Annotated in this window: 21 protein-coding genes, 1 tRNA gene and 1 riboswitch; of the genes, 9 read left to right on the top strand and 13 right to left on the bottom strand. The window is 64.6% G+C overall.

Annotated features, from left to right (window positions below; translation table 11 throughout):
- Positions 1–189: 189 nt before the first annotated feature.
- Positions 190–1,101, bottom strand: coding sequence for an EamA family transporter RarD (gene rarD / locus ACFSGJ_RS04120; RefSeq protein ID WP_390259728.1), 912 nt, complete (start codon positions 1,099–1,101; stop codon positions 190–192).
- Positions 1,102–1,269: 168 nt separating this feature from the next.
- Between rarD and ACFSGJ_RS04115 the strand changes: the two genes are divergently transcribed.
- Entirely contained in the window at positions 1,270–2,463 is a 1,194-nt protein-coding gene (locus tag ACFSGJ_RS04115; RefSeq protein WP_390259727.1) for an MFS transporter, read from the top strand.
- Here the strand turns inward: ACFSGJ_RS04115 and aroQ are convergent.
- The 5 genes from aroQ to ACFSGJ_RS04090 all read right to left on the bottom strand — a co-directional run bounded on the left by aroQ (position 2,460) and on the right by ACFSGJ_RS04090 (position 10,706).
- Positions 2,460–2,897 carry a type II 3-dehydroquinate dehydratase gene (gene aroQ, locus ACFSGJ_RS04110; protein WP_390259726.1) on the bottom strand — a complete coding sequence of 146 codons (438 nt, stop codon included), beginning with the start codon at positions 2,895–2,897 and terminating at the stop codon, positions 2,460–2,462. The genes ACFSGJ_RS04115 and aroQ overlap by 4 nt on opposite strands.
- Before the next feature lie 76 nt (positions 2,898–2,973).
- Positions 2,974–5,334, bottom strand: a complete 2,361-nt coding sequence (locus ACFSGJ_RS04105; RefSeq protein WP_390259725.1) for an aldehyde dehydrogenase family protein — start codon at positions 5,332–5,334, stop codon at positions 2,974–2,976.
- Between the two features lie 9 nt (positions 5,335–5,343).
- Positions 5,344–6,312: a deoxyribose-phosphate aldolase gene (gene deoC, locus ACFSGJ_RS04100; RefSeq protein WP_390259724.1), complete on the bottom strand. Its 969-nt coding sequence runs from the start codon at positions 6,310–6,312 to the stop codon at positions 5,344–5,346.
- Positions 6,313–6,573: 261 nt separating this feature from the next.
- Positions 6,574–8,835, bottom strand: coding sequence for an adenosylcobalamin-dependent ribonucleoside-diphosphate reductase (locus tag ACFSGJ_RS04095; protein ID WP_390259723.1), 2,262 nt, complete (start codon positions 8,833–8,835; stop codon positions 6,574–6,576).
- A 380-nt stretch (positions 8,836–9,215) separates the two neighbouring features.
- A complete protein-coding gene (locus ACFSGJ_RS04090) occupies positions 9,216–10,706 on the bottom strand; it encodes an MORN repeat-containing protein (RefSeq protein ID WP_390259722.1) in 1,491 nt (496 codons plus the stop codon).
- A gap of 142 nt (positions 10,707–10,848) precedes the next feature.
- Here ACFSGJ_RS04090 and ACFSGJ_RS04085 point away from each other — a divergent pair, with 142 nt between their 5' ends.
- Together ACFSGJ_RS04085 and wrbA are read left to right on the top strand one after the other, a co-directional pair.
- Positions 10,849–12,507, top strand: coding sequence for an NAD+ synthase (locus ACFSGJ_RS04085; RefSeq protein WP_390259721.1), 1,659 nt, complete (start codon positions 10,849–10,851; stop codon positions 12,505–12,507).
- 144 nt (positions 12,508–12,651) lie between these two features.
- Entirely contained in the window at positions 12,652–13,239 is a 588-nt protein-coding gene (gene wrbA, locus ACFSGJ_RS04080; protein ID WP_390259720.1) for an NAD(P)H:quinone oxidoreductase, read from the top strand.
- 56 nt (positions 13,240–13,295) lie between these two features.
- On the opposite strand, the gene ACFSGJ_RS04075 is transcribed toward wrbA, so the two are convergent.
- Together ACFSGJ_RS04075 and ACFSGJ_RS04070 are read right to left on the bottom strand one after the other, a co-directional pair.
- A complete protein-coding gene (locus tag ACFSGJ_RS04075) occupies positions 13,296–14,243 on the bottom strand; it encodes an MBL fold metallo-hydrolase (protein WP_390259719.1) in 948 nt (315 codons plus the stop codon).
- 69 nt (positions 14,244–14,312) lie between these two features.
- Positions 14,313–14,741 (bottom strand): metallopeptidase family protein, encoded by a 429-nt coding sequence (locus tag ACFSGJ_RS04070; RefSeq protein WP_390259718.1) that lies wholly within the window; start codon positions 14,739–14,741, stop codon positions 14,313–14,315.
- Positions 14,742–14,818: 77 nt separating this feature from the next.
- On the opposite strand from ACFSGJ_RS04070, the gene gltX reads away from it, so the two are divergent.
- A complete protein-coding gene (gene gltX, locus ACFSGJ_RS04065) occupies positions 14,819–16,138 on the top strand; it encodes a glutamate--tRNA ligase (RefSeq protein ID WP_390259717.1) in 1,320 nt (439 codons plus the stop codon).
- 4 nt (positions 16,139–16,142) lie between these two features.
- Here the strand turns inward: gltX and ACFSGJ_RS04060 are convergent, their stop codons facing one another.
- A complete protein-coding gene (locus tag ACFSGJ_RS04060) occupies positions 16,143–16,400 on the bottom strand; it encodes a PepSY domain-containing protein (RefSeq protein ID WP_390259716.1) in 258 nt (85 codons plus the stop codon).
- A gap of 120 nt (positions 16,401–16,520) precedes the next feature.
- A riboswitch (glycine riboswitch) is annotated at positions 16,521–16,610 on the top strand.
- Positions 16,611–16,756: 146 nt separating this feature from the next.
- On the opposite strand from ACFSGJ_RS04060, the gene gcvT reads away from it, so the two are divergent.
- From gcvT to ACFSGJ_RS04040, 4 genes are all read left to right on the top strand, one after another.
- A complete protein-coding gene (gene gcvT, locus ACFSGJ_RS04055) occupies positions 16,757–17,860 on the top strand; it encodes a glycine cleavage system aminomethyltransferase GcvT (protein ID WP_390259715.1) in 1,104 nt (367 codons plus the stop codon).
- A gap of 11 nt (positions 17,861–17,871) precedes the next feature.
- Entirely contained in the window at positions 17,872–18,231 is a 360-nt protein-coding gene (gcvH, locus tag ACFSGJ_RS04050; protein ID WP_390259714.1) for a glycine cleavage system protein GcvH, read from the top strand.
- Positions 18,232–18,239: 8 nt separating this feature from the next.
- Positions 18,240–21,080: an aminomethyl-transferring glycine dehydrogenase gene (gcvP, locus tag ACFSGJ_RS04045; protein WP_390259713.1), complete on the top strand. Its 2,841-nt coding sequence runs from the start codon at positions 18,240–18,242 to the stop codon at positions 21,078–21,080.
- A gap of 66 nt (positions 21,081–21,146) precedes the next feature.
- Positions 21,147–21,222 (top strand) — tRNA-Ala (locus ACFSGJ_RS04040).
- Positions 21,223–21,235: 13 nt separating this feature from the next.
- Here ACFSGJ_RS04040 and ACFSGJ_RS04035 read toward each other — a convergent pair.
- From ACFSGJ_RS04035 to ACFSGJ_RS04025, 3 genes are all read right to left on the bottom strand, one after another.
- Positions 21,236–21,400, bottom strand: coding sequence for a DUF1328 domain-containing protein (locus ACFSGJ_RS04035; RefSeq protein ID WP_390259712.1), 165 nt, complete (start codon positions 21,398–21,400; stop codon positions 21,236–21,238).
- Positions 21,401–21,546: 146 nt separating this feature from the next.
- A complete protein-coding gene (locus ACFSGJ_RS04030) occupies positions 21,547–21,939 on the bottom strand; it encodes a phage holin family protein (protein ID WP_390259711.1) in 393 nt (130 codons plus the stop codon).
- A gap of 3 nt (positions 21,940–21,942) precedes the next feature.
- Positions 21,943–22,248 carry an ElaB/YgaM/YqjD family protein gene (locus ACFSGJ_RS04025; RefSeq protein WP_390259710.1) on the bottom strand — a complete coding sequence of 102 codons (306 nt, stop codon included), beginning with the start codon at positions 22,246–22,248 and terminating at the stop codon, positions 21,943–21,945.
- Between the two features lie 161 nt (positions 22,249–22,409).
- On the opposite strand from ACFSGJ_RS04025, the gene ACFSGJ_RS04020 reads away from it, so the two are divergent.
- On the top strand, positions 22,410–22,604 hold the full coding sequence (locus ACFSGJ_RS04020; protein WP_390259709.1) for a CsbD family protein: 195 nt from the start codon (positions 22,410–22,412) through the stop codon (positions 22,602–22,604).
- Between the two features lie 131 nt (positions 22,605–22,735).
- Here ACFSGJ_RS04020 and ACFSGJ_RS04015 read toward each other — a convergent pair whose 3' ends face one another.
- Complete coding sequence (locus ACFSGJ_RS04015; protein WP_390259708.1) at positions 22,736–24,040, bottom strand: PRC-barrel domain-containing protein; 1,305 nt, start codon at positions 24,038–24,040, stop codon at positions 22,736–22,738.
- Positions 24,041–24,281 lie beyond the last annotated feature (241 nt).

Genomic DNA, 24,281 nt, shown 5'->3' with positions numbered 1-24,281 from the left:
CTTTATCTCCCTGTTCGTGAAAGAAGCCGCCACGGGGCGGCTACTTGCTGCAGAAAATCCTTTTCGGCGGCCCGGTTCAATTACTAATTTTGATCAGGCAGTCAATCAGGATGTTTCTGCACAGATTTCAGCCGTTCCCACAGCCGGGGCGGGTCAGGTGACGTTGCGGCACCTGCGCCAACGCCTGTTTCAGGCGCGCCGCATCTGGCGCAGCAGGGGCAGCGAATAGAGCAGGAGCGCCGCCCAGATCAAGGGGAAGGCGATCATCCGCGCCCGGTCCAGCGGTTCGCCAAAAAGCACGATCGCCGTCAGAAACACCATTGTGGGCGCGATATACTGCATGATTCCGATGGTCGAAAGCCGCAGCAACTTGGCCGCGTTCGCATAGGTGATCAGCGGGACAGCCGTCACCAGGCCGCAGCCGATCAGCAAAAGGACATCGCTGGAACTGCCGCCGAAATGGCTCTGCCCGCTATAGGTCAGCCAGATGATCCAGATCAGGGCAGGTGGCGTCAAAAGAAGCACTTCGAGAAAGAAGCCCTGGTTCGGGCCCACGGGGAGCGATTTCTTGAAATACGCATAAAGCCCCCAGGTGAGCGTCAGGCCCAACGCGACCCATGGCACGCGCCCGCCTTCCAGCGTCAGGGCAAGGACGGCCGCACCCGCGAGGCACAGCGCGGCGATCTGCAACCGCCCCAGCGATTCCCGCAACAGGACCGCCCCGAGCAACACGCTGAAAAGCGGGTTGATGTAATAGCCAAGCGCGGCGTCCAGCGCATGTCCCGACCCGATGGCCCAGACATAGATGCCCCAGTTCGCCGACACGAGCGTGGCTGTCACCGCAGCCATGGCAAGCGTCCGGCGCGAGGCGAGCGCCACCCGCAACGCATCCATCCGCCGGGTCACGATCAGCACCGCGGCCGCGATCGGAAGCGACCAGACGACGCGATGGGCGATGACCTCAACCGCGGGTACATGCGACAGCGCCTTCATGTAGATCGGCAGCAGCGCGCCCCACATCAGATAGGCAGCAAGCGCATAGGCAAAGCCCGCGGGCGTATCGGCGTTTTCCGGGAGGGTCCCGGGTGTGGCGTCGTTCATCGCTTGCTCCTCCGAGGCCGGGGTTAGCGGATGCGGGCGCCACGTTCCATCGCCAAGTTGTGGTCAGGGGCATCGCAAAAGATGATGGATCGATGCCGTTTTTGATCTGGCCTTTCGTTGCAGAATCTGCACCGATGCCCGCGTCGCCCACCCCTGCGGAGCCATCTGATGTCACTGGCGCAACACGATACCCATGCCCAGACCGCCTATCTGGTGATCGTCGGGGTCAGTATCTGCCACTTCCTGAACGATGTGATGCAGTCGGTGCTGGCCGCGAGCTATCCGTTGCTGCAGGCGGAATTCTCGCTGTCGTTCTGGCAGATCGGGCTGATGACCTTCGCCTTTCAGGTCACGGCATCGCTCCTGCAACCCGTGGTCGGAATGGTGACGGACCGGCGGCCCTTTCCGCAGTCACTGCCCATTGGCATGGGCTCGACCTTTTTCGGGCTGATCCTGCTGGCGCAGGCCCAGAGCTATGCGGCGCTTCTGGGCGGGGCGATGCTGATCGGGATCGGCTCGGCGGTTTTCCACCCCGAGGCATCGCGCGTGGCCCGGCTCGCCTCGGGCGGACGCTATGGCACGGCACAGTCCCTGTTTCAGGTCGGGGGCAATTTCGGGACGGCGGCGGGGCCGCTTCTGGCGGCCTTCATCGTGGTTCCGATGGGGCGGGGCAGCATCGCATGGTTTTCGGTCGCGGCCCTGCTGGGCATGGTGATCCTGTGGCAGGTGGGCGCATGGTACGGCCGCTACCGTATTGCCAATGCGGGCCGCAAACCGGCGATCCGTATGCGCAGCCTGCCGCGTCACCGGGTGACGACGGCGATCATCGTTCTGGCCGTGCTTGTCTTCACCAAGAACATCTACACGGCCAGCATCGGCAGTTATTACACCTTTTTCCTGATCGAGCGGTTCTCGCTCTCGGCGCAAGAGGCGCAGTTGATGCTGTTTCTGTTCCTCGGGGGCGCGGCGCTGGGGGTGGTGCTGGGCGGGCCGGTGGGCGACAGGTTCGGATCGCTGACGGTGATCTGGGTCTCGATCCTGGGGGTTCTGCCCTTCACGCTCGCGCTGCCTTATGTGGATCTTTTCTGGACCGCGATCCTTTCCGTGATCATCGGGGTGGTCATCGCCTCGGCCTTCCCGGCCATCGTGGTCTTTGCACAGGAACTCGTGCCCGGGCGCGTCGGCATGATCGCGGGGCTTTTCTTTGGCTTTGCCTTTGGCATGGGCGGGATCGCCGCGGCCGTGCTGGGCGTGGTCGCCGACCGCTACGGGATCGAGTTCGTCTATCGCCTGTGTTCGTTCCTGCCGCTTCTGGGGCTGTTGACCGTTTTCCTGCCGCGACGCAAGGAGCTTTGGGGTTAGCGTAGAAGCGTCGCCATCCGCCGCAAGGCGAGCAGATAGCCCTCGGTCCCGAAACCGGCGATCACCCCGTCCGCGCGGAGCGAGACATAGGAATGGTGGCGGAAACTCTCGCGCTTGTGGACGTTGGAGATGTGAACCTCCAGCACCGGCCCCTCGAACGTGTGCAGCGCATCCAGAAGCGCGACCGAGGTATGCGTAAAGGCCGCCGGGTTGATGATGATGCCCTGCGCGACGTCCCGCGCCTCATGCACCCAGTCGATAAGCTCGTATTCCCGGTTCGACTGATGAAACCGGATTTCCAAGCCTTCGGCGGCGGCCAGCGACCGGCAACCCTGTTCGACATCGGCCAGCGTTTCGGCGCCATAGATTTCCGGCTGACGCCTGCCCAGCAGGTTCAGGTTCGGACCGTTGAGGATAAAGACGAGCCCCGGCATGTTTCCCTCGTTCTACAAATCGCCTGATAGCCGCTCGGGCCGGGCGGATCACGCCATAAATGATCCGGCGGTCGCATCATTCGCCATAAGGCACCCAGATCGTCTTGGGTTGCGTGGCCCGGTCCAGGAACAGGCGGCCTTGCCCCTCAGGCCCCGACCAGTTGCGGGCGGCGCCATCCTCGCACCATGTCTGCTTTAGGTTGCCGGCCGAATGACGTTCGGTGTCGGCGCAGCCCTGCGCGGTTCCGAAATACCACATGCCGTCAACCTCGTCATGGGCGGCAAGGGTTGCGGCCAGCGCGTCGCGGGGCCCGGTGACGATGTTGACCACGCCGGCCGGAACGTCCGAGGTGTCGAGCACCTGATAGAAATCGGTGGCCGCAAGGGGCCGTGACGGCGAGGGCAGGACGATCACTCTGTTGCCCATCGCAATCGCGGGCAGCACCGTCGAAACAAGGCCGAGCAGCGGACAGGCGTCGGGGCAGGCAATGCCCATGATCCCCAGCGGCTGCGGCTGCGTCAGCGTGATATGGCCCGACCGCGTGTGATGGGTCGCGCCGTCATATTTGTCCGCCTGTGCCGCATACCAGAAGATGCGGCGAAGGCTTTGGTCAACTTCCTCGCGGGCCTCGCTGGGACTGTGGCCAAAGCTCTCCAGCCGGGATGCGAACTCGGCCGCACGGGCGCCGAGGTTCTCGGCCAGATAATAGAGCACCTGCGCCCGGTTGTGACCCGGTTGCCTGCCCCATCCGGTGGCCTTTGCCGCAGCCTCGACCGCGTTCCGGATGTCCTTGCGATTACCCAAGCCGGCAAGGCCGGTCGGCGCGTCCGGATCGCCCGTCACATAGGAATAGCCGCTGTCGGGACGCACCTGCCGCCCCCCGATATAGAGCTTGGCTGTCCGGTCGATCGCGGCGGCGGGCAGGGCGGGGGCGGGTGTGGCCACAGGCGGCGGTAGCGGGGCCTCCCTGCCTTTGCCCGCGGGCTGAGTGCCGGCAAGATATGCGGACATCCCGGCGCGCCCGCCCTCGCGGCCAAAGCCGCTTTCGCGCCATCCGCCAAAGGGCGCGCCTGCGTCAAAGACGTTGGCCGTATTGATCCAGACGACCCCCGCCCTGACCTGCGACGCGATATCCAGCGCAAGGTTCACATTTTCGGTCCAGACCGAGGCGGCAAGACCATAGCGGGTGTTGTTGGCAAGGGCGACGGCATCCTCGGGCGTGCGGAAGGGCGTCAGGGTCACGACCGGGCCAAAGATCTCTTCGGTGCAAAGGACAGAGGCGGGTTCCACACCCGTCACCAGCGTCGGCGGATAATAGCAGCCGTCCGGTGCGCTGCCCTGATAAAGCGTGGCGCCGCCATCGACGCCTTTTGCCACCAGCTCGCGGATGCGGGCCAGTTGCACCGGGTCGACGATGGGGCCGAGATCGGTCGATTTGTCCAGCGGATCGCCGGTGACAAGGGTCGTGAGCCGGTTGCGCAGCAGCTTTTCCAACCGTTCCGCCACGGGCTCGGCCACCAGAATACGAGAGCCGGCGCAGCAGACCTGCCCCTGATTGAACCAGATGGAATCGACGATCCCCTCGACCGCCGCGTCCAGATCGGCATCGGCGAAAACGATCAGGGGTGACTTGCCGCCAAGCTCCAGCGTCAGCGCCTTGCCGCTGCCTGCCGTTTCCTGCCGGATCAGGCGGCCCACCTCGGTCGAGCCGGTAAAGGCGATCTTGTCGACGTCCGGGTGCCGCACCAGCGCCGCCCCGGTTTCGCCATCCCCCGTCACGATGTTCAGAACGCCGGGCGGCAGCCCGGCCTCTCGCGCGATCTCGGCAAAGGCCAGCGCCGTCAGCGGTGTGTATTCCGCCGGTTTGAGCACCACGGTATTGCCCGCGGCCAGGGCCGGCGCGACCTTCCACGCCAGCATCAGAAGCGGGAAGTTCCACGGGATGATCTGGCCGCAGACCCCGTGCGGCCGCGCGCCGGGAAATTCGTCGGCCAGAAGCTCGGCCCAGCCGGCGTGATGATAGAAATGCCGGATCACCAGCGGCAGGTCGATGTCGCGGCTTTCGCGGATCGTCTTGCCGTTGTCGATGGTTTCCAGCACCGCCAGAAACCGCGCATGTTGCTGCAGATGCCGGGCGAGCGCATAGAGATGACGCGCCCTTGCATGCCCGTCCAGCGCCGCCCAGCCCGGCTGCGCCGCCCGCGCCGCCGAAACGGCCGCATCCACATCGGCCGCGCTGCCGGACGCGATCTGGGCAACCGCCTCTCCGGTGGCGGGATTGGTGGTGGTGAAGGTCTGCGCCGGATCGGTGAAATGGCCGTCGATGAAATGACCGAACCGCGCCTCGTGCCGCCTGATCCAGTCGGTGACGACGCTGCTGTCTTCCGGGGCCGGGCCATACTCCATGGTGGTCAGGATGTCCTTGATCGTGGGCATGCGTCGTCCTCAGGCAAGTGCGTGGCGCGACGCGGCCGAATAGCGCCCCGTCACATGATGTTCGATCTGACGCTCTATGTCGCCAAGCATGGATGAGGCGCCGAGGCGGAACAGGTCGGGCTCCAGCCAGCCGCGGCCCATCTCTTCCTTCATCAGGATCTGCCAGGCGATTGCATCCTTGGCGGTCTTCATCCCTCCGGCGGGTTTGAAGCCCACCTCATGCCCCGTCGCGTCGCGGTAATCGCGCAGGGCGCGCACCATCACGAGGCTGATGGGCAGGGTCGCGTTCACGCCTTCCTTGCCGGTGGAGGTCTTGATGAAATCGGCGCCGGCCTGCATCGCCACCATCGAGGCCGAGTAGACGTTGCGGAGCGTCTGCAGATCGCCGGTGGCGAGGATCGCCTTGAGATGCGCCGCCCCGCAGGCATCCCGCATGGCCGCGACCTCATCGTAAAGGGCCTGCCAGTCGGCCCGCAGCACATGTTCGCGGGTGATGACGATATCGATTTCGGTGGCCCCTTCGGCCACGGCCCAGCGGATTTCCTCCAGCCGGAGGCGCAGCGGCATCAGCCCTGCCGGAAACCCGGTCGCGACCGAGGCGACAGGGATACCGCTGCCTTCGAGCGCGCGGACAGCGGCGGGAACGAGGGTCGGATAAACGCAGACCGCGCCGGTGGTCAGGGACATCGCGCCCAGCCCCAGCGCCTCTTGCAGGTGCGGGGCGATCGGCTGGCGCGCCTTGGCGCAAAGCCTGCGCACACGCGCGGCAGTATCGTCCCCCGCAAGCGTCGTGAGGTCGATACAGCGGATCGCGTTCACGAGCCATGCCGCCTGCCATTCCTTCTTGACCGTGCGGCGTTGGGTCAGGGTCGCGGCACGCCGTTCGGCCGCGCTCCGGTTTACGGCGTGACCGGTGAACATCTCCGGGCGCAGGACGGTGCCCGGGTTGCGCAGGTCATTTGCGCCTTCACGTGTCATCATGGCTCTCCGGCCGCTCGGGCCGGCCGCAAGCTTGGGTTACAAGCCTGGGCTGGCAGGTCATCTTGTCCATCGCGCGCGTAATGCGGCGACGGAGGGGTCGGCGCAACTATTCCCGCTGGGCGGGACGGACGCAAGCCGCGCCGTAGCGGCAGGCAGCCCCGACAAGCAGTTCCCCAAGAAAAGGAAAGGGCTGCGGCATCATCGCCGCCGCCCCTTCGCATGCCCGTGTTGCGATTCAACGCGGTAGTTGTTGGCCGGTCAGCCGCATTTGGAATGGCCGCAGCTGCCGCAGGTCATGCAGCCCTCGACCATGCGCATGTCATAGGCGCCGCAGGACGGGCAGGCGGGGCCGCGGGGCGCACCCATCACCGCCACCTTGGCCGAGGGGTCCTCCTTGAGGCCCATGCCTTCGCCCTGGATGAACCCGATCGACACAAGGTGCCGTTCGATCACGCCGCCGATGGCCGCAAGGATCGAGGGGATGTATTTCCCCTGCATCCAGGCGCCGCCGCGCGGGTCGAACACGGCCTTGAGTTCCTCGACCACGAAGGACACGTCGCCGCCGCGCCGGAACACTGCCGAGATCATGCGGGTCAGGGCCACGGTCCAGGCGAAATGCTCCATGTTCTTGGAGTTGATGAAGACCTCGAACGGGCGGCGGTGGCCCGCGATGACGATATCGTTGATCGTGATGTAGATCGCGTGCTCGCTGTCGGGCCATTTGACCTTGTAGGTATTGCCCTCCAGTGCCTGAGGCCGGTCGAGCGGCTCGGCCAGATAGACCACTTCGGCCCCGGTTTCCGCCTCTGGTGTCTTTTCGGTCGTCTCGGACACCGACAGGACCGAGCCGGTCACGTCGTTCGGGCGGTAGGTGGTGCAGCCTTTGCAGCCCTGATCCCAGGCGGCCATGTAGACCTCCTTGAAATCGTCGAAGCTGATATCCTCGGGGCAATTGATGGTCTTGGAGATGGAGCTGTCGATCCATTTCTGCGCCGCCGACTGCATCCGCACGTGATCGAGCGGGGGCAGTGTCTGGGCGTTGACGAAATAGTCCGGCAGTTCCTTGTCGCCGAACTTGTCGCGCCACAGCTTGACCGCGTAGTCGACGACCTCTTCCTCGGTCCGGCTGCCGTCCTTTTGCAGGACCTTGCGCTTGTAGGCATAGGCAAAGACCGGCTCGATCCCCGACGACACGTTGCCCGCGTAAAGGCTGATCGTGCCGGTGGGCGCGATCGAGGTCAGGAGCGCGTTGCGGATGCCATGGGTGCGGATCGCGTCGCGCACGTCCTCGTCCATCTGCATCATGTTACCGGATGCGAGGTATTTCTCGGCATCGAAAAGCGGGAAGGCGCCCTTTTCCTTGGCGAGATCGACGCTGGCCAGATATGAAGCGCGCGCAATGGCCTTCATCCAGGCCTCCGTCTGGGCGGCAGCCTCTTCCGAGCCATAGCGCAGGCCGAGCATCAGGAGCGCGTCGGCCAGGCCCGTGACGCCCAGACCGATGCGGCGCTTGGCCTGGGCCTCTTGCGCTTGCGCCTCCAGCGGAAAGCGGCTGGCGTCGACCACATTGTCCATCATGCGGATCGCCATGCGCACAAGCTCGTCCAGCGCCTCGGCGTTCAGTTCGGCATCGGCCTCGAACGGGTTGGTGACCAGCCGCGCGAGGTTGACCGAGCCCAGCAGGCAGGCGCCATAAGGGGGCAGGGGCTGTTCGCCGCAGGGATTGGTGGCGGCGATCTGTTCGCAATAGGCCAGGTTGTTCATCTGGTTGATGCGGTCGATGAAGATCACGCCCGGCTCTGCATAGTCATAGGTCGCGCGCATGATCCGGTTCCAGAGATCGCGCGCCTCGACCGTCTTGTAGACCTTGCCGCCATAGGTCAGTTCCCAGGGCCCGTCGGCCTTGACCGCCGCCATGAACGGGTCGGTGACCAGCACCGAGAGGTTGAACATCCGCAGCCGCGCGGCGTCCTGCTTGGCCTCGATGAACTGTTCGATATCGGGATGGTCGCAGCGCATGGTGGCCATCATCGCGCCGCGGCGGCTGCCTGCGGACATGATCGTCCGGCACATCGCGTCCCACACGTCCATGAACGACAGCGGCCCCGACGCATCGGCGGCGACGCCCTTCACCTCGGCCCCGCGCGGGCGGATGGTGGAAAAGTCATAGCCGATTCCGCCACCCTGCTGCATGGTCAGCGCGGCCTCTTTCAGCATGTCGAAAATGCCGGCCATGCTGTCCGGAATCGTACCCATGACGAAGCAGTTGAAAAGCGTCACGGAACGGCCGGTGCCGGCCCCGGCGATGATCCGGCCTGCGGGCAGATACTTGAAATCCTCGAGCGCGGTGTAAAAGCGGTCTTCCCACAGCGCCGGGTCCTTTTCGACCGAGGCGAGCGCGCGGGCGATGCGGCGCCAGGTATCCTCGACCGTGCCGTCAACGGCGGTCCCGTCCGCATTGCGCAGGCGGTATTTCATGTCCCAGATCTGTTCGGCGATGGGGGCAGAGAAACGGCTCATGTCGAGAGGTCCTGACGCTGGAGATTCTGTGAAGGCCGCTACAGATGCGCGACGTGGGTCGGTAGACCGCAATATGTAGGGATCGTCAACCCAAGTTTCGACCCCGACTGTGCCACAGGCGCGTCGATGCCACAACTGGCGGCGGGCCGCCAAAAGGGCGTGCATCGGCGTTTCCGGCACAAGGCCGCAGCCTTGACGCCGCGGGGGAAGACCCGCGGCAACAGAGGCAGCACGCTGATGGCAAACTGCAAAAAGAAACCGTCCGGCAACCGGGGTTCAGGCGGCGTTGAAAGATGGCGACATGTGCTTGTCGCCCTGGTCTGGAGGCTCCTGATAAGATGGGTCCGGGAACAGGTGGTGGATATCCTCTCTCGCCTCTTTCAAGGCTGATCGGTGCCCTCGACGGACCCATCTTCGGACGCATCTTCGGGGACGTCCCCGGCATCCGTCACGCCCTCGTCTGCCGGTGACGCGAGGCGGAGGAACTGACCCTCCTCCCACAGCCCGCTGACGATCTGACCCGACGCGTAGCGCAATTCGCCCGCGCCGTGGCGGCGGCCGTTGACAAAGCTGCCCTCATAGACATCGCCGGAGGGATAGGTGGCGATACCCTCACCCGTCATCTCACCGTTTGCCCATTCGCCTTCATATCGGAACCCGTCCGCCATCTCGATCATGCCCCGGCCATGGCGTTCACCGGCAAGAAAGGCGCCGGTGTAGATCGTGCCGTCGGGATAGGTCGCGATGGCCTCGCCCTCTCGCTGGCCGTTCTGCCATCCGCCGTCATAGCTGTAGCCGTCCGGCCAGGTCATGCGGCCTTGCCCGTGCATCTGCCCGGTGGCAAAGCTGCCCTCATAGACCGTGCCGTCGGCATAGCGGGCGATGCCCTCACCCTCGATCACGCCCGCGCGCCACTGCCCCTGATAGTTGCCGCCATCCTCATAGGTGATCGTGCCTTCGCCATGGGCGGCATCCTCATGGAACTGGCCGACATAGACCGACCCGTCGGCATAGGTCGCCTGACCGTCGCCTTCCATCCAGCCGGCATCCCACGCGCCTTCATAGGAAAATCCGTCGGCCGAGCGGAACATGCCCTGCCCGTGCCGCCGGTCTTCGTGAAAGTTGCCTTCGTAAAGATCGCCATTGGCGAAGGCGATGCGCCCCTCACCTTCGCGGCGGCCGTTGGCCAGCGTCCCCTCATAGACATCGCCGTTTGCCTGCGTCAGGACGCCGGTTCCGTTGATCTGGCCGTCCTGCCATTCGCCGTCATAGACAAGGCCGTCCGGCATCTCCATCCGGCCCTGGCCGTGGCGCTGGCCATCCTGCAAGTCGCCTTCATAGATCGTCCCGTCGTCATAGACGATGCGCGCCCTGCCGGTCTGCGCGCCTTCCACCCAGTCACCATCATAGCGGAATTCGCCGGGTCCTTCGAGAATTCCTGTCCCGTGGTAGGCGCCGTTCAGAAAGCCGCCGGTATAGGTCTGGCCGCTGGCATATTCCATGCGGCCCTCGCCGGTCATCTGCCCCGCGTCCCAGTCTCCGTCATAGGACGACCCGTCCGCGAATGTGATCCGGCCCTGTCCGTGGGGCGTGCCCGCGACAAAACTGCCCACATAGACCGAACCATTGGTGTAGCGGGCGGTGCCTTCACCCTCGATCACGCCATTGACCCATGCGCCGCTATATTCATAGCCGTTCGGCAGGCGATAGGTGCCGGTGCCGTGCTGGCGACCGTTCTCGAAGGTCCCTTCGTAATAGCTGCCGTCGTCGTATTGCTTGGCCACGACCTCGCCCGAGGATTGCGCCTGCACGAGGCCGCCAGCAAGGATGATGGCCCCAGCCGTTGCCCAGAATCCCCGCGTGCCGATCATTCCTACCCCCGCCTTGCCGTTCGGGCGCAGACTAGAAGAGCGCGCAGCCCCCGCGCAACCCTGCGGCGCGGTCAAATTCGCTTGGGCTTACATCCCGGCGACAAGCTGCTAGATAAGCGGCAAACAGCTTACGGGAACGATGATGGCCGATACTTTCCGCCTTACGCTGGCGCAGGTGAACCCGACGGTCGGCGCGCTGGAACAGAACGCGGCCCGGGCGCGAAAGGCATGGCTGGAAGGCAAGGCCGCCGGCGCGCAGATGGTGGCGCTGCCCGAGATGTTCATTACCGGCTACCAGACGCAGGATCTGGTGCTGCGCCCGGCCTTCGTCGCCGACGCGATGGCCCGGGTGCGCGCCCTTGCCGCCGACTGCGCGGACGGTCCGGCGCTGGGCATCGGCACCCCATGGCATGAGGGCGGCCGGCTTTACAACGCCTACTGCATCCTTGCCGAAGGCGCGGTTCAGGCGGCGGTTCTGAAGCATCATCTGCCCAATGACGGCGTGTTCGACGAGGTACGGCTTTACACGCCGGGCCCGGTCAACGGCCCCTATCGCATCGGCCCGCTGCGGATCGGCACCCCGATCTGCGAGGATGCCTGGTATGACGATGTGGCCGAGGCGCAGGCGGAATCCGGGGCCGAGATCCTTCTGGTGCCGAACGGTTCGCCCTATCACCGCAACAAGCATGAGATACGGATGAATCTCATGGTGGCGCGCGTGGTCGAGACGGGCCTGCCGCTCGTCTACCTCAACATGGTGGGCGGGCAGGACGATCAGGTCTTTGACGGGGCCTCCTTCGCGCTGAACCGGGGCGGGCGCCTTGCCATGCAGCTTCCGCCCTTTGCCGAGATGGTGACCCATCTCGACCTGACGCGCGGCGCCGAGGGGTGGGAGATCGTGCCGCAGGCGCCGGCGGCACTGCCCGATGAATGGGAACAGGATTATCACGCGATGGTCCTGTCGCTCCGGGATTATCTTGGCAAAAGCGGGTTCTCCAAGGTGCTGCTGGGCCTTTCGGGCGGGGTCGACTCCGCGCTTGTCGCCGCCGTCGCGACAGATGCGATTGGCGCGGCCAACGTGCGCTGCGTGATGCTGCCCTCGCGCTATACCAGCCAGGCGTCGCTCGATGATGCGGCGGCGGTGGCGAATGCGCTTGGAGCCGGGCTTGACACCCTGCCGATCGGTGGCCCGCATGAGGCTGTGACGGACGCCCTTGCGCCGCTTTTTGCCGGGCGGGAACCCGACCTGACCGAGGAAAACCTGCAATCGCGCCTGCGGGGGCTCTTGCTGATGGCGCTGTCGAACAAGTTCGGCGAGATGCTGTTGACGACGGGCAACAAATCCGAGGTCGCGGTGGGCTATGCCACGATCTATGGCGACATGGCGGGGGGCTACAACCCCATCAAGGATCTCTACAAAACCCGCGTGTTCGAGACCTGCCGCTGGCGCAATGCCAATCATCGCGACTGGATGATGGGGCCGGAGGGCGTGGTCATCCCGCCACAGGTGATCGACAAGCCCCCTTCGGCCGAACTGCGCGAAGACCAGCGCGACGAAGACAGCCTGCCGCCCTATCCGGAGCTCGACGCGATCCTGGAAGGGTTGGTGGACCGGGATGAAAGCGTGGCAGAACTGGTGGCCCGCGGCTTTGCCAGAGAGACGGTCGAGCGGGTCGAGCATCTTGTCTACCTGTCGGAATACAAGCGCTTTCAGGCGGCGCCGGGCACACGGCTCACGCCCCGGGCATTCTGGCTGGACCGGCGCTATCCCATCGTCAACCGGTGGCGCGACCGGGCCTGACCGGCGCGGGCGTGATTGCCCGTTGCGGTCAGTAGACCCTTGCCCGGTGCGGTTCCGCACATAGGTTGCGCGGTGGCTGGGAATGGAAGGTTCAGCCGGGGTTGCCCTAGACTGGGGGCAGGGTTCTTATGAAAGGGACAACCGATGACCGTCAAACTTGCTATCGTGTTCTATTCCACCTACGGCACCAACCACCAGATGGCGCAGATCGCGGCCGAAGCGGCCAAGGCGGCCGGCGCCGAGGTTCGCCTGCTGCGCGTCGCCGAAACCGCCCCGCCGGAAGTGGTCGAAGGTCAGGACGCCTGGAAATCGCAGCTGGACCGCATGTCGGATATCCCCGTGGCCAAACCCGAGGATCTGGAATGGGCGAATGCCTATCTCTTCTCGGCGCCCACGCGGTTCGGCGTCACCGCCTCGCAGATGCGGGCCTTCATCGACACGCTTGGCGGGCTCTGGTCCACAGGCGCGCTGGCGAACAAGCCCGTCTCGGCCATGACGAGCGCGCAGAACCCCCATGGCGGGCAGGAATCGACCTTGCTCTCGCTTTACACGACCTTCATGCACTGGGGCTCGATCATCGTGGCGCCGGGCTATTCGGACCAGTCGATCTTTGCGGCGGGCGGAAACCCCTATGGCTACAGCCACACGACCGGCGAGTTTACCGAAGAGCACAAGGCGGCGATCCGGCATCAGGCCAAGCGTCTGGTGGAGTTCGCGACCAAGCTGGCCTGAGGGCGCCCCTGAAGCTACCCGGGAAGGCGGGGCGCTGGCCCCGCCTTTCTCGTTTTTCAGCCCTCGCCGAACATCCCCTGATAGGTCGCCGGGACGTAGCGGAAACCGTCGTCACGCGCCTCGACAAAGCCGCGCGCAGGAAAGGGCATGTGATATCCGACAAAGGGAATGCGATCCGCCGCGATCATCCCCAGGATTTCGCGCCGCGTTGCCGCTGCGGCTGCCTTGTCCATATCGAACCGCACCTCCCAGTCGGGATGGGCAAGCGACCAGACATAGTGGTTGGCAGTATCCGCGATCAGCACAAGCTGCTCACCCTCGCTTTCGAGCATATAGGCCATGTGGCCCGGGGAATGGCCAAAGGTCTCGATCGCGGTGATGCCGGAAACGACGTCCTCACCCCCTGACAGGAAGGTCATCTGCTCTTCCAGGGGACGCACGTTGTTCTCAAAGCCTTCGTTTCCGGCGGAGGCCCAGTGATTGTGTTCCACGGCACCAGTGACATAGCGTGCATTTTCAAAGGTGGGGCTGCCCGCCTGCATCAGGCCGCCGATATGGTCGCCATGCATATGCGTCAGGACGACGACATCGACCTCGGCCGCGCGATGGCCTGCGGCCTCGATCGCGCTGAGGATACCATCGGCATCAAGGCCCGTGTCGAACAGCACCAGTTCCGCACCGGTATTCACCAGCGTGGGCGTGAAGAAGTTGAGCGAGCGGTCGGACGGGATGAAGTTTGCCTCGGACACTTCGGCGAATTCCTCCGGGCTGACATTCATGCCGAAGGTCGATTGCGGCTCGTCGAGCGGCCGGCTGCCCGCCAGCAGCGTCGTCACCTCGAACCCGCCAAGGCGCGTGCGGTGATATCGCGGAAAGGCCGGGCCTGTCATGGCAGCCCCGGCGCGGGCTGCGTGCGGCAATGATGCGGCAGCGGCGGCCAGCGGAACGGCAGCGCCCGCAAAAAGCGCATGGCGGCGAGAGAGAAAAGGCGTGGATTGCGGCATGATACCCCCCGGTTTCGGATGTTCCCGGGGCAAGGGTAGGCGGACGGCAGGGCCGGTCCAGTGGCCGCATTACACATCTGCTTCATCCGCGATGATCCAGGGGGCGACCCGGGCGATTTCCTCATCGCTCCAGCCGAAGTGATGGGCGAGTTCATGCAGATAGACATGCGCCACCAGATGGCCGAGTTGTTCGTCCCCCCGGTCCGCCCATTCATCGAGGATCGGGCGCCGGAACAGCCAGATCGTATCGGGACGATGCGGCTGGTCCATCACCGATTTTTCGGTCAGCGGCACGCCTTCGTAAAGTCCGGTCAGTTCGAACGGATCCTGCAGATCCAGTTCGTCCAGCATCTCGTCGGCCGGAAAATCCCCGACCTGCAGCGCAATCGTTTCGGCGGTGCCGCGATAGGGTTCCGGCAGCCGCGAAATGGCGGCCTGCGCAAGTTCCGCGATGTCATCAAGGGTGGGGGGCGTGATGCCTGTCCAGCTATTGGCCATGTTCGGTTCCTCCAAGGGTCATCATATGGACAAAACGACCCGTCTGTGAAAGAGGGACGGGAACAGGAGTTCCGCCCATGACCACCACTCGCTTTGCCCCTTCGCCCACCGGTTGGCTGCATGTCGGCAACCTGCGCACGGCGCTTTTCAACTATCTGATCGCGCGCAAGACCGGCGGGCAGTTCATCCTGCGGCTCGACGATACCGATGCGGAACGCTCGAAACAGGAATATGCGGACGGGATCCAGCGCGATCTGGAATGGCTGGGCCTGACCTGGGACCGGATCGAGCGGCAGTCGGACCGGCTAGACCGCTATGAGGCCGCCGCCCAGCGTCTGCGCGACATGGGCCGGTTCTATGAGTGCTTCGAGACGCCGGTGGAGCTGGACCTCAAGCGCAAGAAACAGCTGAACATGGGCAAGCCGCCCGTCTATGACCGGGCCGCGCTGTCGCTGAGCGAAGAGCAAAAGGCCGCCAAACGGGCCGAGACGCCCGGCTACTGGCGTTTCCTGCTGGATCAGCAGCGGATCGAATGGGCCGACGGCATTCTGGGCGACATCTCGATCGACGCGGCCAGCGTTTCGGACCCGGTGCTGATCCGCGCTGACGGGCAGGTGCTTTATACGCTCGCCTCGGTCGTCGATGACGTGGAAATGGGTGTGACGCATATCGTGCGTGGTTCGGACCACGTGACGAACACCGCGACACAGATCCAGATCATCGAGGCGCTGGGGGGCACGCCGCCGTCCTTTGCCCATCACAGCCTGCTGACCGGCGCCCAGGGTGAGGCGCTGTCCAAGCGGCTGGGCACGCTTGCCCTGCGCGACCTGCGGGAAAAGGGGGTTGAGCCTGCGGCGCTCCTGTCGCTGATGGCGCGGCTCGGCTCGTCGCAGCCGGTCGAATTGCGGACCTCGCTCGATGAGATCGCGGAAGGGTTCGACCTGTCGCAGTTCGGCGCGGCGCCGACCAAGTTCGACCCGGACGATCTTTATCCGCTTACGGCGAAATATGTGCAGGGCCTGCCATTCGAGGCGGTGCGCGACCGGATCGCGGCAATCGGAGTCCCGGCGGACAAGGCCGAACGGTTCTGGCGGGTCGCGAAGGACAACATCACCGTTCTGTCCGATCTGGAGGGCTGGTGGACGCTCTGCCAGCACGGCGCGGAACCGGTGATCGACGCCGAGGACGCCGATTTCGTGCGCGAGGCGCTGGCCTTGCTGCCGCCGCCTCCCTTTGCCGATGACACCTGGGCCGCCTGGACAGCGCAGGTCAAGGAAGCCACCGGGCGCAAGGGCAAGGCGCTTTTCATGCCGTTGCGCAAGGCGCTGACGGGGCAGGGGCACGGGCCGGACATGGCCGATCTCATGCCCCTGCTGGAGGTCGTTCGCGCGCGCTGAGCCGTCAGCGCCGCGCCATCGGTTCACCCGAAACCGGGTCGATGCGCATAGTCGTGCGACCGGTTTCGGTATGGAACTCGACGTCCCAATAGCCGTCGTCGTCCCATTCCACCTCTTCGAAATAGACGACCGCCTCGCGATCCTCGATCATCGCCAGAAGCTCTGACAGGGGCATGGCGTTTTCGGGCGGCCGGTCCTGCGCGGCCAGCGCGCCCGGCAGGGCGATCAGCGCGCCAAGGGCAAGGGTGCGGATGGTCTTCATGGTCTGCTCCTTCTTCTGTCGGAATGTGAGCTAGGGCCATTTTCGACCCGTCAATGAGATGCGCCCGTTGCGTCGGCAAGGAAACGCTTGCCAGCCCCCCCGCGCCTTTGCTAACCGGGCTGCGTCAGATCGGGAGAATCCGGGCCAGCCCGGTGCCGAAGGAGCAACCGCCCCGGTAAACTCTCAGGCGCAAAGGACCCTTCTGACGAAAGGACTCTGGAGAGAGGCGCATCCGCGCCCGCCGAAGGGATAACGATCTCAGGCGAAGGGACAGAGGGGGCATCGGACAGGGCGGGCATTTGCCTGCCGGAGCGATGCCGGAACGATCGAACCGGCGAGACACAGGGAGGGGCGGCATGGCCGACCTGAAACGCACGGTTCTACATGACCTGCACCGCGAACTGGGCGCGCGGATGGTGCCCTTTGCCGGCTACGAGATGCCGGTGCAGTATCCCGACGGCGTGATGAAGGAGCATCTGCACACACGCGCCAGCGCAGGGCTTTTCGACGTCAGCCATATGGGGCAGATCATCCTGCGCAGTCCCCCCGAGGCACTGGAGCGTCTTGTGCCGGTCGATATCGCGGGATTGCCCGAGGGGCGGCAGCGTTATGCGCTTTTCACGAATGAGGCCGGCGGGATTCTGGACGATCTGATGGTCGCCAACCGGGGCGATCATCTGTTCCTGGTCGTGAACGCGGCCCGCAAGGCGCAGGATCTGGCGCATCTCCGCGCCCATTTCGGCACGGCGGTCGAGGAACTGTCGAACCGCGCGTTGCTGGCACTGCAAGGGCCAAAGGCAGAGCAGGTGCTCGAGGCGCTGCTGCCGGGCGTGGCGGCGATGCGGTTCATGGATGTTGCGACCCTTCGCTGGAACGGGGCGGAGCTTTGGGTCTCGCGTTCGGGTTATAGCGGTGAGGACGGATATGAAATCTCGGTCCCCGAGACCCAGGCCGAAGCTTTTGCGCGGGCGCTGATCGCGGATGAGGCGGTGCGCCCCGTCGGGCTGGGCGCGCGGGACAGCCTGCGGCTGGAGGCGGGGCTTTGCCTCTATGGCCACGATATCGACGAAGGAACGACGCCCGCCGAGGCCGGACTTGGCTGGGCCATCCAGAAGGTGCGGCGCGCAGGCGGTGCCAGGGCCGGCGGCTTTCCCGGCGCGGAACATGTCCTGGCGGAACTCGATACCGGACCGCATCGCCTTCGGGTCGGGCTTTTGCCCGAGGGCCGCGCGCCCATGCGCGAGGGCACCCCGCTCTTTGCATCGGCCGATGGCGCAGAGCCCGTCGGTGCCGTCACCTCGGGCGGTTTCGGGCCCAGCCTGAACGCCCCCCTCGCCATGGGATATGTCACGGTTGACGTGGCGCCGATCGGCACGAAACTCTGGGGAGAGGTGCGGGGCAAGCGCATGGCCGTCCGGGTCGCACCCCTGCCTTTCCGTCCATCAACCTACAAACGCTGACGAGGATTCAGATGAAATACACCGAAGAACACGAATGGCTGCGCGTCGAGGGCGATCTTGTCGTCGTGGGCATCACCGAACATGCGGCGACCCAGCTGGGCGATGTGGTTTTCGTCGAACTGCCCGAGATCGAGACCGTGGTCGCCCGCGGCGATGAAGTCGTCGTGATCGAAAGCGTCAAGGCGGCCTCGGACATCCTTGCCCCCGTGGACGGTGAAATCGTCGAGGTGAACGACGCGCTCGAAAAGAACCCCGGCCTTGTGAATGACGATCCGACCGGCGACGCATGGTTCTTCAAGATGCGGCTCGATGACCTTGGCGTGCTCGACGATTTCATGACCGAGGACGAATACAACGACTACATCGGCTGAGGACGATCATGGCCTATACCCCCGTCGCCTACGACCCCTATGACTTTGCCAACCGCCGCCATATCGGCCCCTCGCCCGCCGAGATGGAAGAAATGCTCGCGACGCTGGGTGTGGACAGTCTCGATGCACTGATCGACCAGACGGTGCCCGATACGATCCGGCAGGCGCGCCCGCTGGACTGGGCGCCGCTCGCGGAACACGAACTGCTCGCGCGGATGCGTTCGGTCGCGGGCAGGAACCGCGTGATGACCAGTCTGATTGGGCAGGGTTATTACGGCACGGTCACGCCGCCTGCCATCCAGCGCAACATCCTGGAAAACCCTGCCTGGTACACGGCCTATACTCCCTATCAGCCCGAGATCGCTCAGGGGCGGCTGGAGGCGCTGCTGAACTATCAGACCATGGTCGCGGATCTGACGGGACTGCCGGTCGCCAACGCGTCGCTGCTGGACGAAGCGACAGCCTGCGCCGAGGCGATGGTCATGGCGCAGCGTGTCGCGAAATCGAAGGCCGGCGCTTTCTTTGTCGATGAAAACTGCCACCCGCAGAACATCGCGGTGATGCAGACCCGCGCCGAACCCCTGGGGATCGAGATCATCGTCGGCGCGCCCGAGGCGCTGGTGCCCGCCCAGGTCTTCGGCGCGATCTTTCAGTATCCCGGCACGCATGGCCATCTGCGGGATTTCAGCGATACCATCGGCGCGCTGCATCAGGCGCAGGCGATCGCGGTCATGGCGACCGACCTCCTTGCCCTGACCATGCTGCGCGAGCCGGGCGCGATGGGGGCCGATATCGCCGTGGGGTCCAGCCAGCGCTTTGGCGTGCCGCTCGGGTTTGGCGGCCCCCATGCGGCCTTCATGTCCTGCCGGGACGAGATGAAGCGCGCGATGCCGGGCCGGATCGTGGGGGTTTCGGTCGATGCACGGGGCGAGCGTGCCTATCGCCTGGCCCTCCAGACCCGGGAACAGCACATCCGGCGTGAAAAAGCGACATCGAATGTCTGCACTGCGCAGGCGCTGCTGGCGGTCATGGCCTCGTTTTACGCGGTCTTTCACGGCCCGAAGGGGCTGCGCGCGATCGCCGAGCGGGTGCATTTCAACACCGCCCGGCTTGCCGCTGCGCTGCGAGAAGCGGGCGCGGAGGTCGAGCCCGCGGCGTTTTTCGATACGATCACCGTCCGGGTCGGCGTGGGGCAGGCCGGCATTCTTGCCGCCGCCGAACAACGCGGGATCAACCTGCGTCGGGTCGGGCGGGATCGGGTCGGCATCTCGCTGGACGAAACCACCGATGCGGACGTCATCGCGCGGGTTCTTTCGGCCTTCGGCATCTCGGAACCTGCGCCGGAAACGGTCGATGCGGCTTTTCCCGATGCCCTGATCCGCGACAGCGATTACCTGACGCATCCGGTTTTCCACATGAACCGCGCGGAATCCGAGATGATGCGCTACATGCGCCGCCTGTCCGACCGCGATCTGGCGCTTGACCGGGCGATGATCCCGCTCGGGTCCTGCACGATGAAGCTGAACGCCGCCGCCGAGATGATGCCGATCACCTGGCCGGAGTTCTCGACACTTCATCCCTTTGCCCCTGCGGATCAGGTGGCGGGCTATGCCGAGGTGATCGCCGATCTGTCCGCGCGTCTGTGCGAAATTACGGGCTATGACGCGTTTTCCATGCAGCCCAATTCCGGCGCCCAAGGGGAATATGCGGGGCTTCTGACGATCCGTGCCTGGCATCGGTCGCGGGGCGACGATCAGCGCGACATCTGTCTCATCCCGGTTTCCGCGCATGGGACGAACCCCGCCAGCGCACAGATGTGCGGCATGAAGGTCGTGCCCGTGAAATCCGCCGCGAACGGCGACATCGATCTTGTGGATTTCCGCGCGCGGGCCGAGGCGGCGGGGGACAGGCTTGCTGCCTGCATGATCACCTATCCCTCGACCCATGGGGTGTTCGAGGAAACGGTGAGCGAGGTCTGCCGCATCACCCATCAGTTCGGCGGACAGGTCTATCTGGACGGCGCGAACATGAATGCCATGGTCGGTCTGTCGCGCCCCGGCGACATTGGCGCGGATGTAAGCCACCTGAACCTGCACAAGACCTTTGCCATTCCCCATGGCGGGGGCGGGCCGGGAATGGGGCCCATCGGGGTCAAGGCGCATCTTGCGCCCTACCTGCCGGGCCACCCCATGGCCCCGGCCGCCGAGGGGCCGGTAAGTGCGGCGCCCTACGGATCGGCGTCGATCCTGCTGATCTCCTGGGCGTATTGCCTGATGATGGGCGGGGCGGGGCTGACACAGGCGACCAAGGTCGCGATCCTGAATGCCAACTACATCGCCCGGCAGCTGGAGGGGGCATATGACGTCCTCTTCCGCGGTAAGCAGGGGCGTGTGGCGCATGAGTGCATTCTTGATACGCGCCCGTTCGCCGCAGCCGGCATCACCGTGGACGACATCGCCAAGCGGCTGATCGATAATGGCTTTCACGCCCCGACCATGAGCTGGCCCGTGGCCGGAACCCTGATGGTTGAACCGACCGAGTCGGAAACGAAGGCCGAACTCGACCGTTTCGTCACCGCGCTTCTTTCCATCCGCGAGGAAATCGCCGATGTCGAGGCCGGGCGGATCGATGCGGCGAACAACCCGCTGAAACACGCGCCGCACACGGTTCAGGATCTTGTGGCGGACTGGGACAGGCCTTACTGCCGCGAACAGGGATGTTTCCCACCGGGGGCGTTCCGCGTGGACAAATACTGGCCGCCGGTCGGCCGGGTCGACAATGCCCATGGCGACCGCAACCTGATCTGCACCTGCCCGCCGATGGAGGAATACGCCGCAGCGGCAGAATGACCCCTGAAATGACGCGGCAGCGGGGGCCTTGACTCCTCCGCTGCCGCGAGGCAGAGATCCGTCGTGGGGGTCGTAGCTCAGTTGGGAGAGCGCGTCGTTCGCAATGACGAGGTCAGGGGTTCGATCCCCCTCGACTCCACCATCTCAGCCCGTTTTCATCTTCCCCTGACGGCCCGCGCCAAAAGCGCGATGACGAACAGGACAAGAAAGACGAAGAACAGGATCTGCGCGATATTGGCCGAGGCCGCGGCAACGCCGCCAAAGCCGAACAATGCGGCGATCAGCGCGATCACAAGAAATATGGCTGCCCATTGGAGCATCTGGTTTCCTTTCGTGATTTCAGGTGCGAACCGGGTCGCATTTGAAAATCAACCTGTGCAGGTTCCAGAAGTTCCGCGCGTCTTATTTGGGGCCGGTATAAAAAACCGGCCGATGATCGGCCGGTCTCAATTCACGTTTAACAGTTTCAGCGCCGCCGCCGCCGCATCCGGGACGCGGTGTTCAGGCCGAATATGAACGCCTCGAGCAGGGGCGGATATTCGCCACGGGGCGGCGCGTACGGATCGGCGCCGACGCGCGGATCGTAATAGGCGTTTCCGCGCGGCGTCGCCCGAACCCGTGGCGGGCGCCCGGCCAGTTTGCCGAGAAGGAACAGTATCCCGGCCAGCAGGACAAAGATCACCCCCACCGCAAGAGAGGCGAAAAGGCTCCCTTCCAGCCGGGCGAGGTAAATCCAGAGCGCGGAAATGAGAAAGCCAAGGCCGACAAGGGCCATGAGGGCCCCCATGACCGAAAGGAATATCTGCTTGGCGGTCCGCGCGGCGCGGTCCTTTATCAGCTGCGGTGAGGGGATCATCATGCCTTATTTCCGGGAAATCAGGCCCAGCAGAAAGCCGAGCCCGGCGGCGACACCCAGCGCCATGGCCGGCTGGCGGCGCACCATCTCGGCGGCTTCATCGACCATTTCTTCCGCGCGATGCTGAAGATATTCGGCCTGACGCTCACCTTCCGCCTTTGCACGTTCCGCGCGGCCGCGCAGGTCGTCTGCCAGCGCGCGGCCCTGGGCGCGGCCCATCTCGGTCATGGTTTCGGTGATCCGGGCCAGATCGGCACGCAGCACGTCCATCTGGCGCGAAAGATCCTCGGTGGTGGGTTCGTTGCGGGACATGGCTGTCTCCCTCATATGTGATGTCTCGTGTTCAAACGCAGCCCTTCCCCCGAGGTTCCTCAGGCCGCGTGTTTTCCTTTGTCAGGCCGTTCCTTTCAGCGGAACCGCTGCCTCAAGGCCCGCGTTGCCTTGATGATGAATCCAACTGAAGGAGACCCAAGATGAACTGGGACCAGATCGAAGGTAAGTGGAAGCAGTTTCGCGGCAGCGCCAAGGAAAAGTGGGGCGACCTGACCGACGACGATCTCGACCGGATCGACGGCAAGCGCGACCAGCTCGTCGGCAAGATCCAGGAGAAATATGGAATCGCCAAGGATGAGGCCGAGCGTCAGGTCGATGACTGGGCGAGCCGCTGATCCATCTTTCCTCTATTTGAAACGGCCCCTTCGGGGGCCGTTTTTATTTGGCCATTCTGACTGCCCTGGTAAAGCGACCCAAAGAAAAAGGCCCGCCAGATTGGCGGGCCTTCCGGGTCAATACCTCAAGCTCAGTTCTGAGCTTGGTATTCAGGCATTGCTTCCAGCTGTTCGCGGGTCATCGGGACGTAGACGCGGAGGTCCGTGCCCATGCCGCCGTCGTCACGGTGGATTTCCAGTTCCTGGAAGTCGAGCGAAACGGTGTGGGTGCCGATGCCGAGGAAGCCACCAACGTCGGCGATAACTGCCTCGATCTGACCGTCGGTGCCGACAATCACGTCGTTGATGTTCGCAACGTTGTCGTTGTTCGCATCGTAGAGGTTGGCGTTGGTCAGGTCATCGACCGAAACCGCGCCCGGGTCAGCCATCCCATAGCCTTCCTGCGGCTGCACACGGCCTTGGGCAAGCTGCGTGTCGTCGCCTGCCGTGCCAAGTGCAGGATCGGTTGCGGTTGCGCCGGTGCCAGTTGCAGCGGTGTCGGTGGCCATCGGATCAGCCGCGCCGGTGTCGGTCGTCGTTGCGGCGGTGCCCATGGTGGCATCCTGCTGCGTGGCGGTGCCATCCTGTGCCATCATGTCGCGGTCGAATTCAGGCGCAGCCTCAAGTTCGTCACGGCTGGAGGTAAATACGACATAGAAGTCGTCGTTCTGGGCGTCATTGACGATGCGCAGCGCTTCGACATCAACGGCCACAGTGCGTGCGCCCATGCCAAGGAAGCCACCGACATCAACCAGAACGGCCTGGACTTCGCCGTCGCGGCTCATGATGACGTCATCAATCGATCCGACTTCTTCCCAGTCTTCCTGAATGCCGTCAACAGCGGCGAAATCCTGGTCCTGACCAGCGGCGCCGGGCGTCGTCATGGGATCGGTTGCGGCGGTGTCGGTCGTGGTACCTGTTTCGCCCGCAAGCGGTTGATCACCCGCGAGTTCGGTGCCGCCAGCCTCGGGGGCTGCGGTGCCGCCATCTGCCATGTCCGTGCCCGCGCCCTGCGGCATCGGATCGGTGGCCGCCGTGTCACCCGGCAGCGGCTCGGCCGTATCGCCCGGCAGCGGTTCTGCGGTGGTGGGGGCGCCAGCCGCGCTGTCCATCGTGCCGTCGGCACCGTAGCCAGTACCGACGCCCGTTCCAGCGCCCGTACCCACACCAGCGCCCGTCCCGAAGCGAGCGCCCTGAACTTCAGACTGGGTGACGTAAACCGATCTCCCGATGAAATCGGAAGCAAAGATATCGTTAGCGGTCACGTTGACGTAGAACGTGCCCTGATCCATACCTGCGCCAGCAGTACCTTCCATGGTCGTATCGCCAGCGGTCTGAGCGACTGCCGGTGTCATTGCGAGGGCCACAAGAGCCGTGCTGAGCATAATGCGTTTCATGTCAGATCCTTCCGTTACTGCCCCCACGGTGGAGGCTTATGCGGAAAAAACCGAGTTCATCAGGTTCCGTTCCCTCAAACCAACAAAATAAAGACTTTTTGAACCGGGAACAAAACGGGAGAAGGAGATGTTAAAAGCCCTTTCGCCTGGATTCATTCGTTTGCGTGAGGTTAAGAAGCCCTCGGCGCGGTTATTATCAAACGCTGTCTCCAGCCTTCCCGCACGCGTCGCGCACGGTGAA

This window comes from Halodurantibacterium flavum (assembly GCF_042681825.1).
Classification (GTDB): Bacteria; Pseudomonadota; Alphaproteobacteria; order Rhodobacterales; family Rhodobacteraceae; genus Halodurantibacterium; species Halodurantibacterium flavum.
This window is presented reverse-complemented; position numbering and strand designations above follow the sequence as displayed.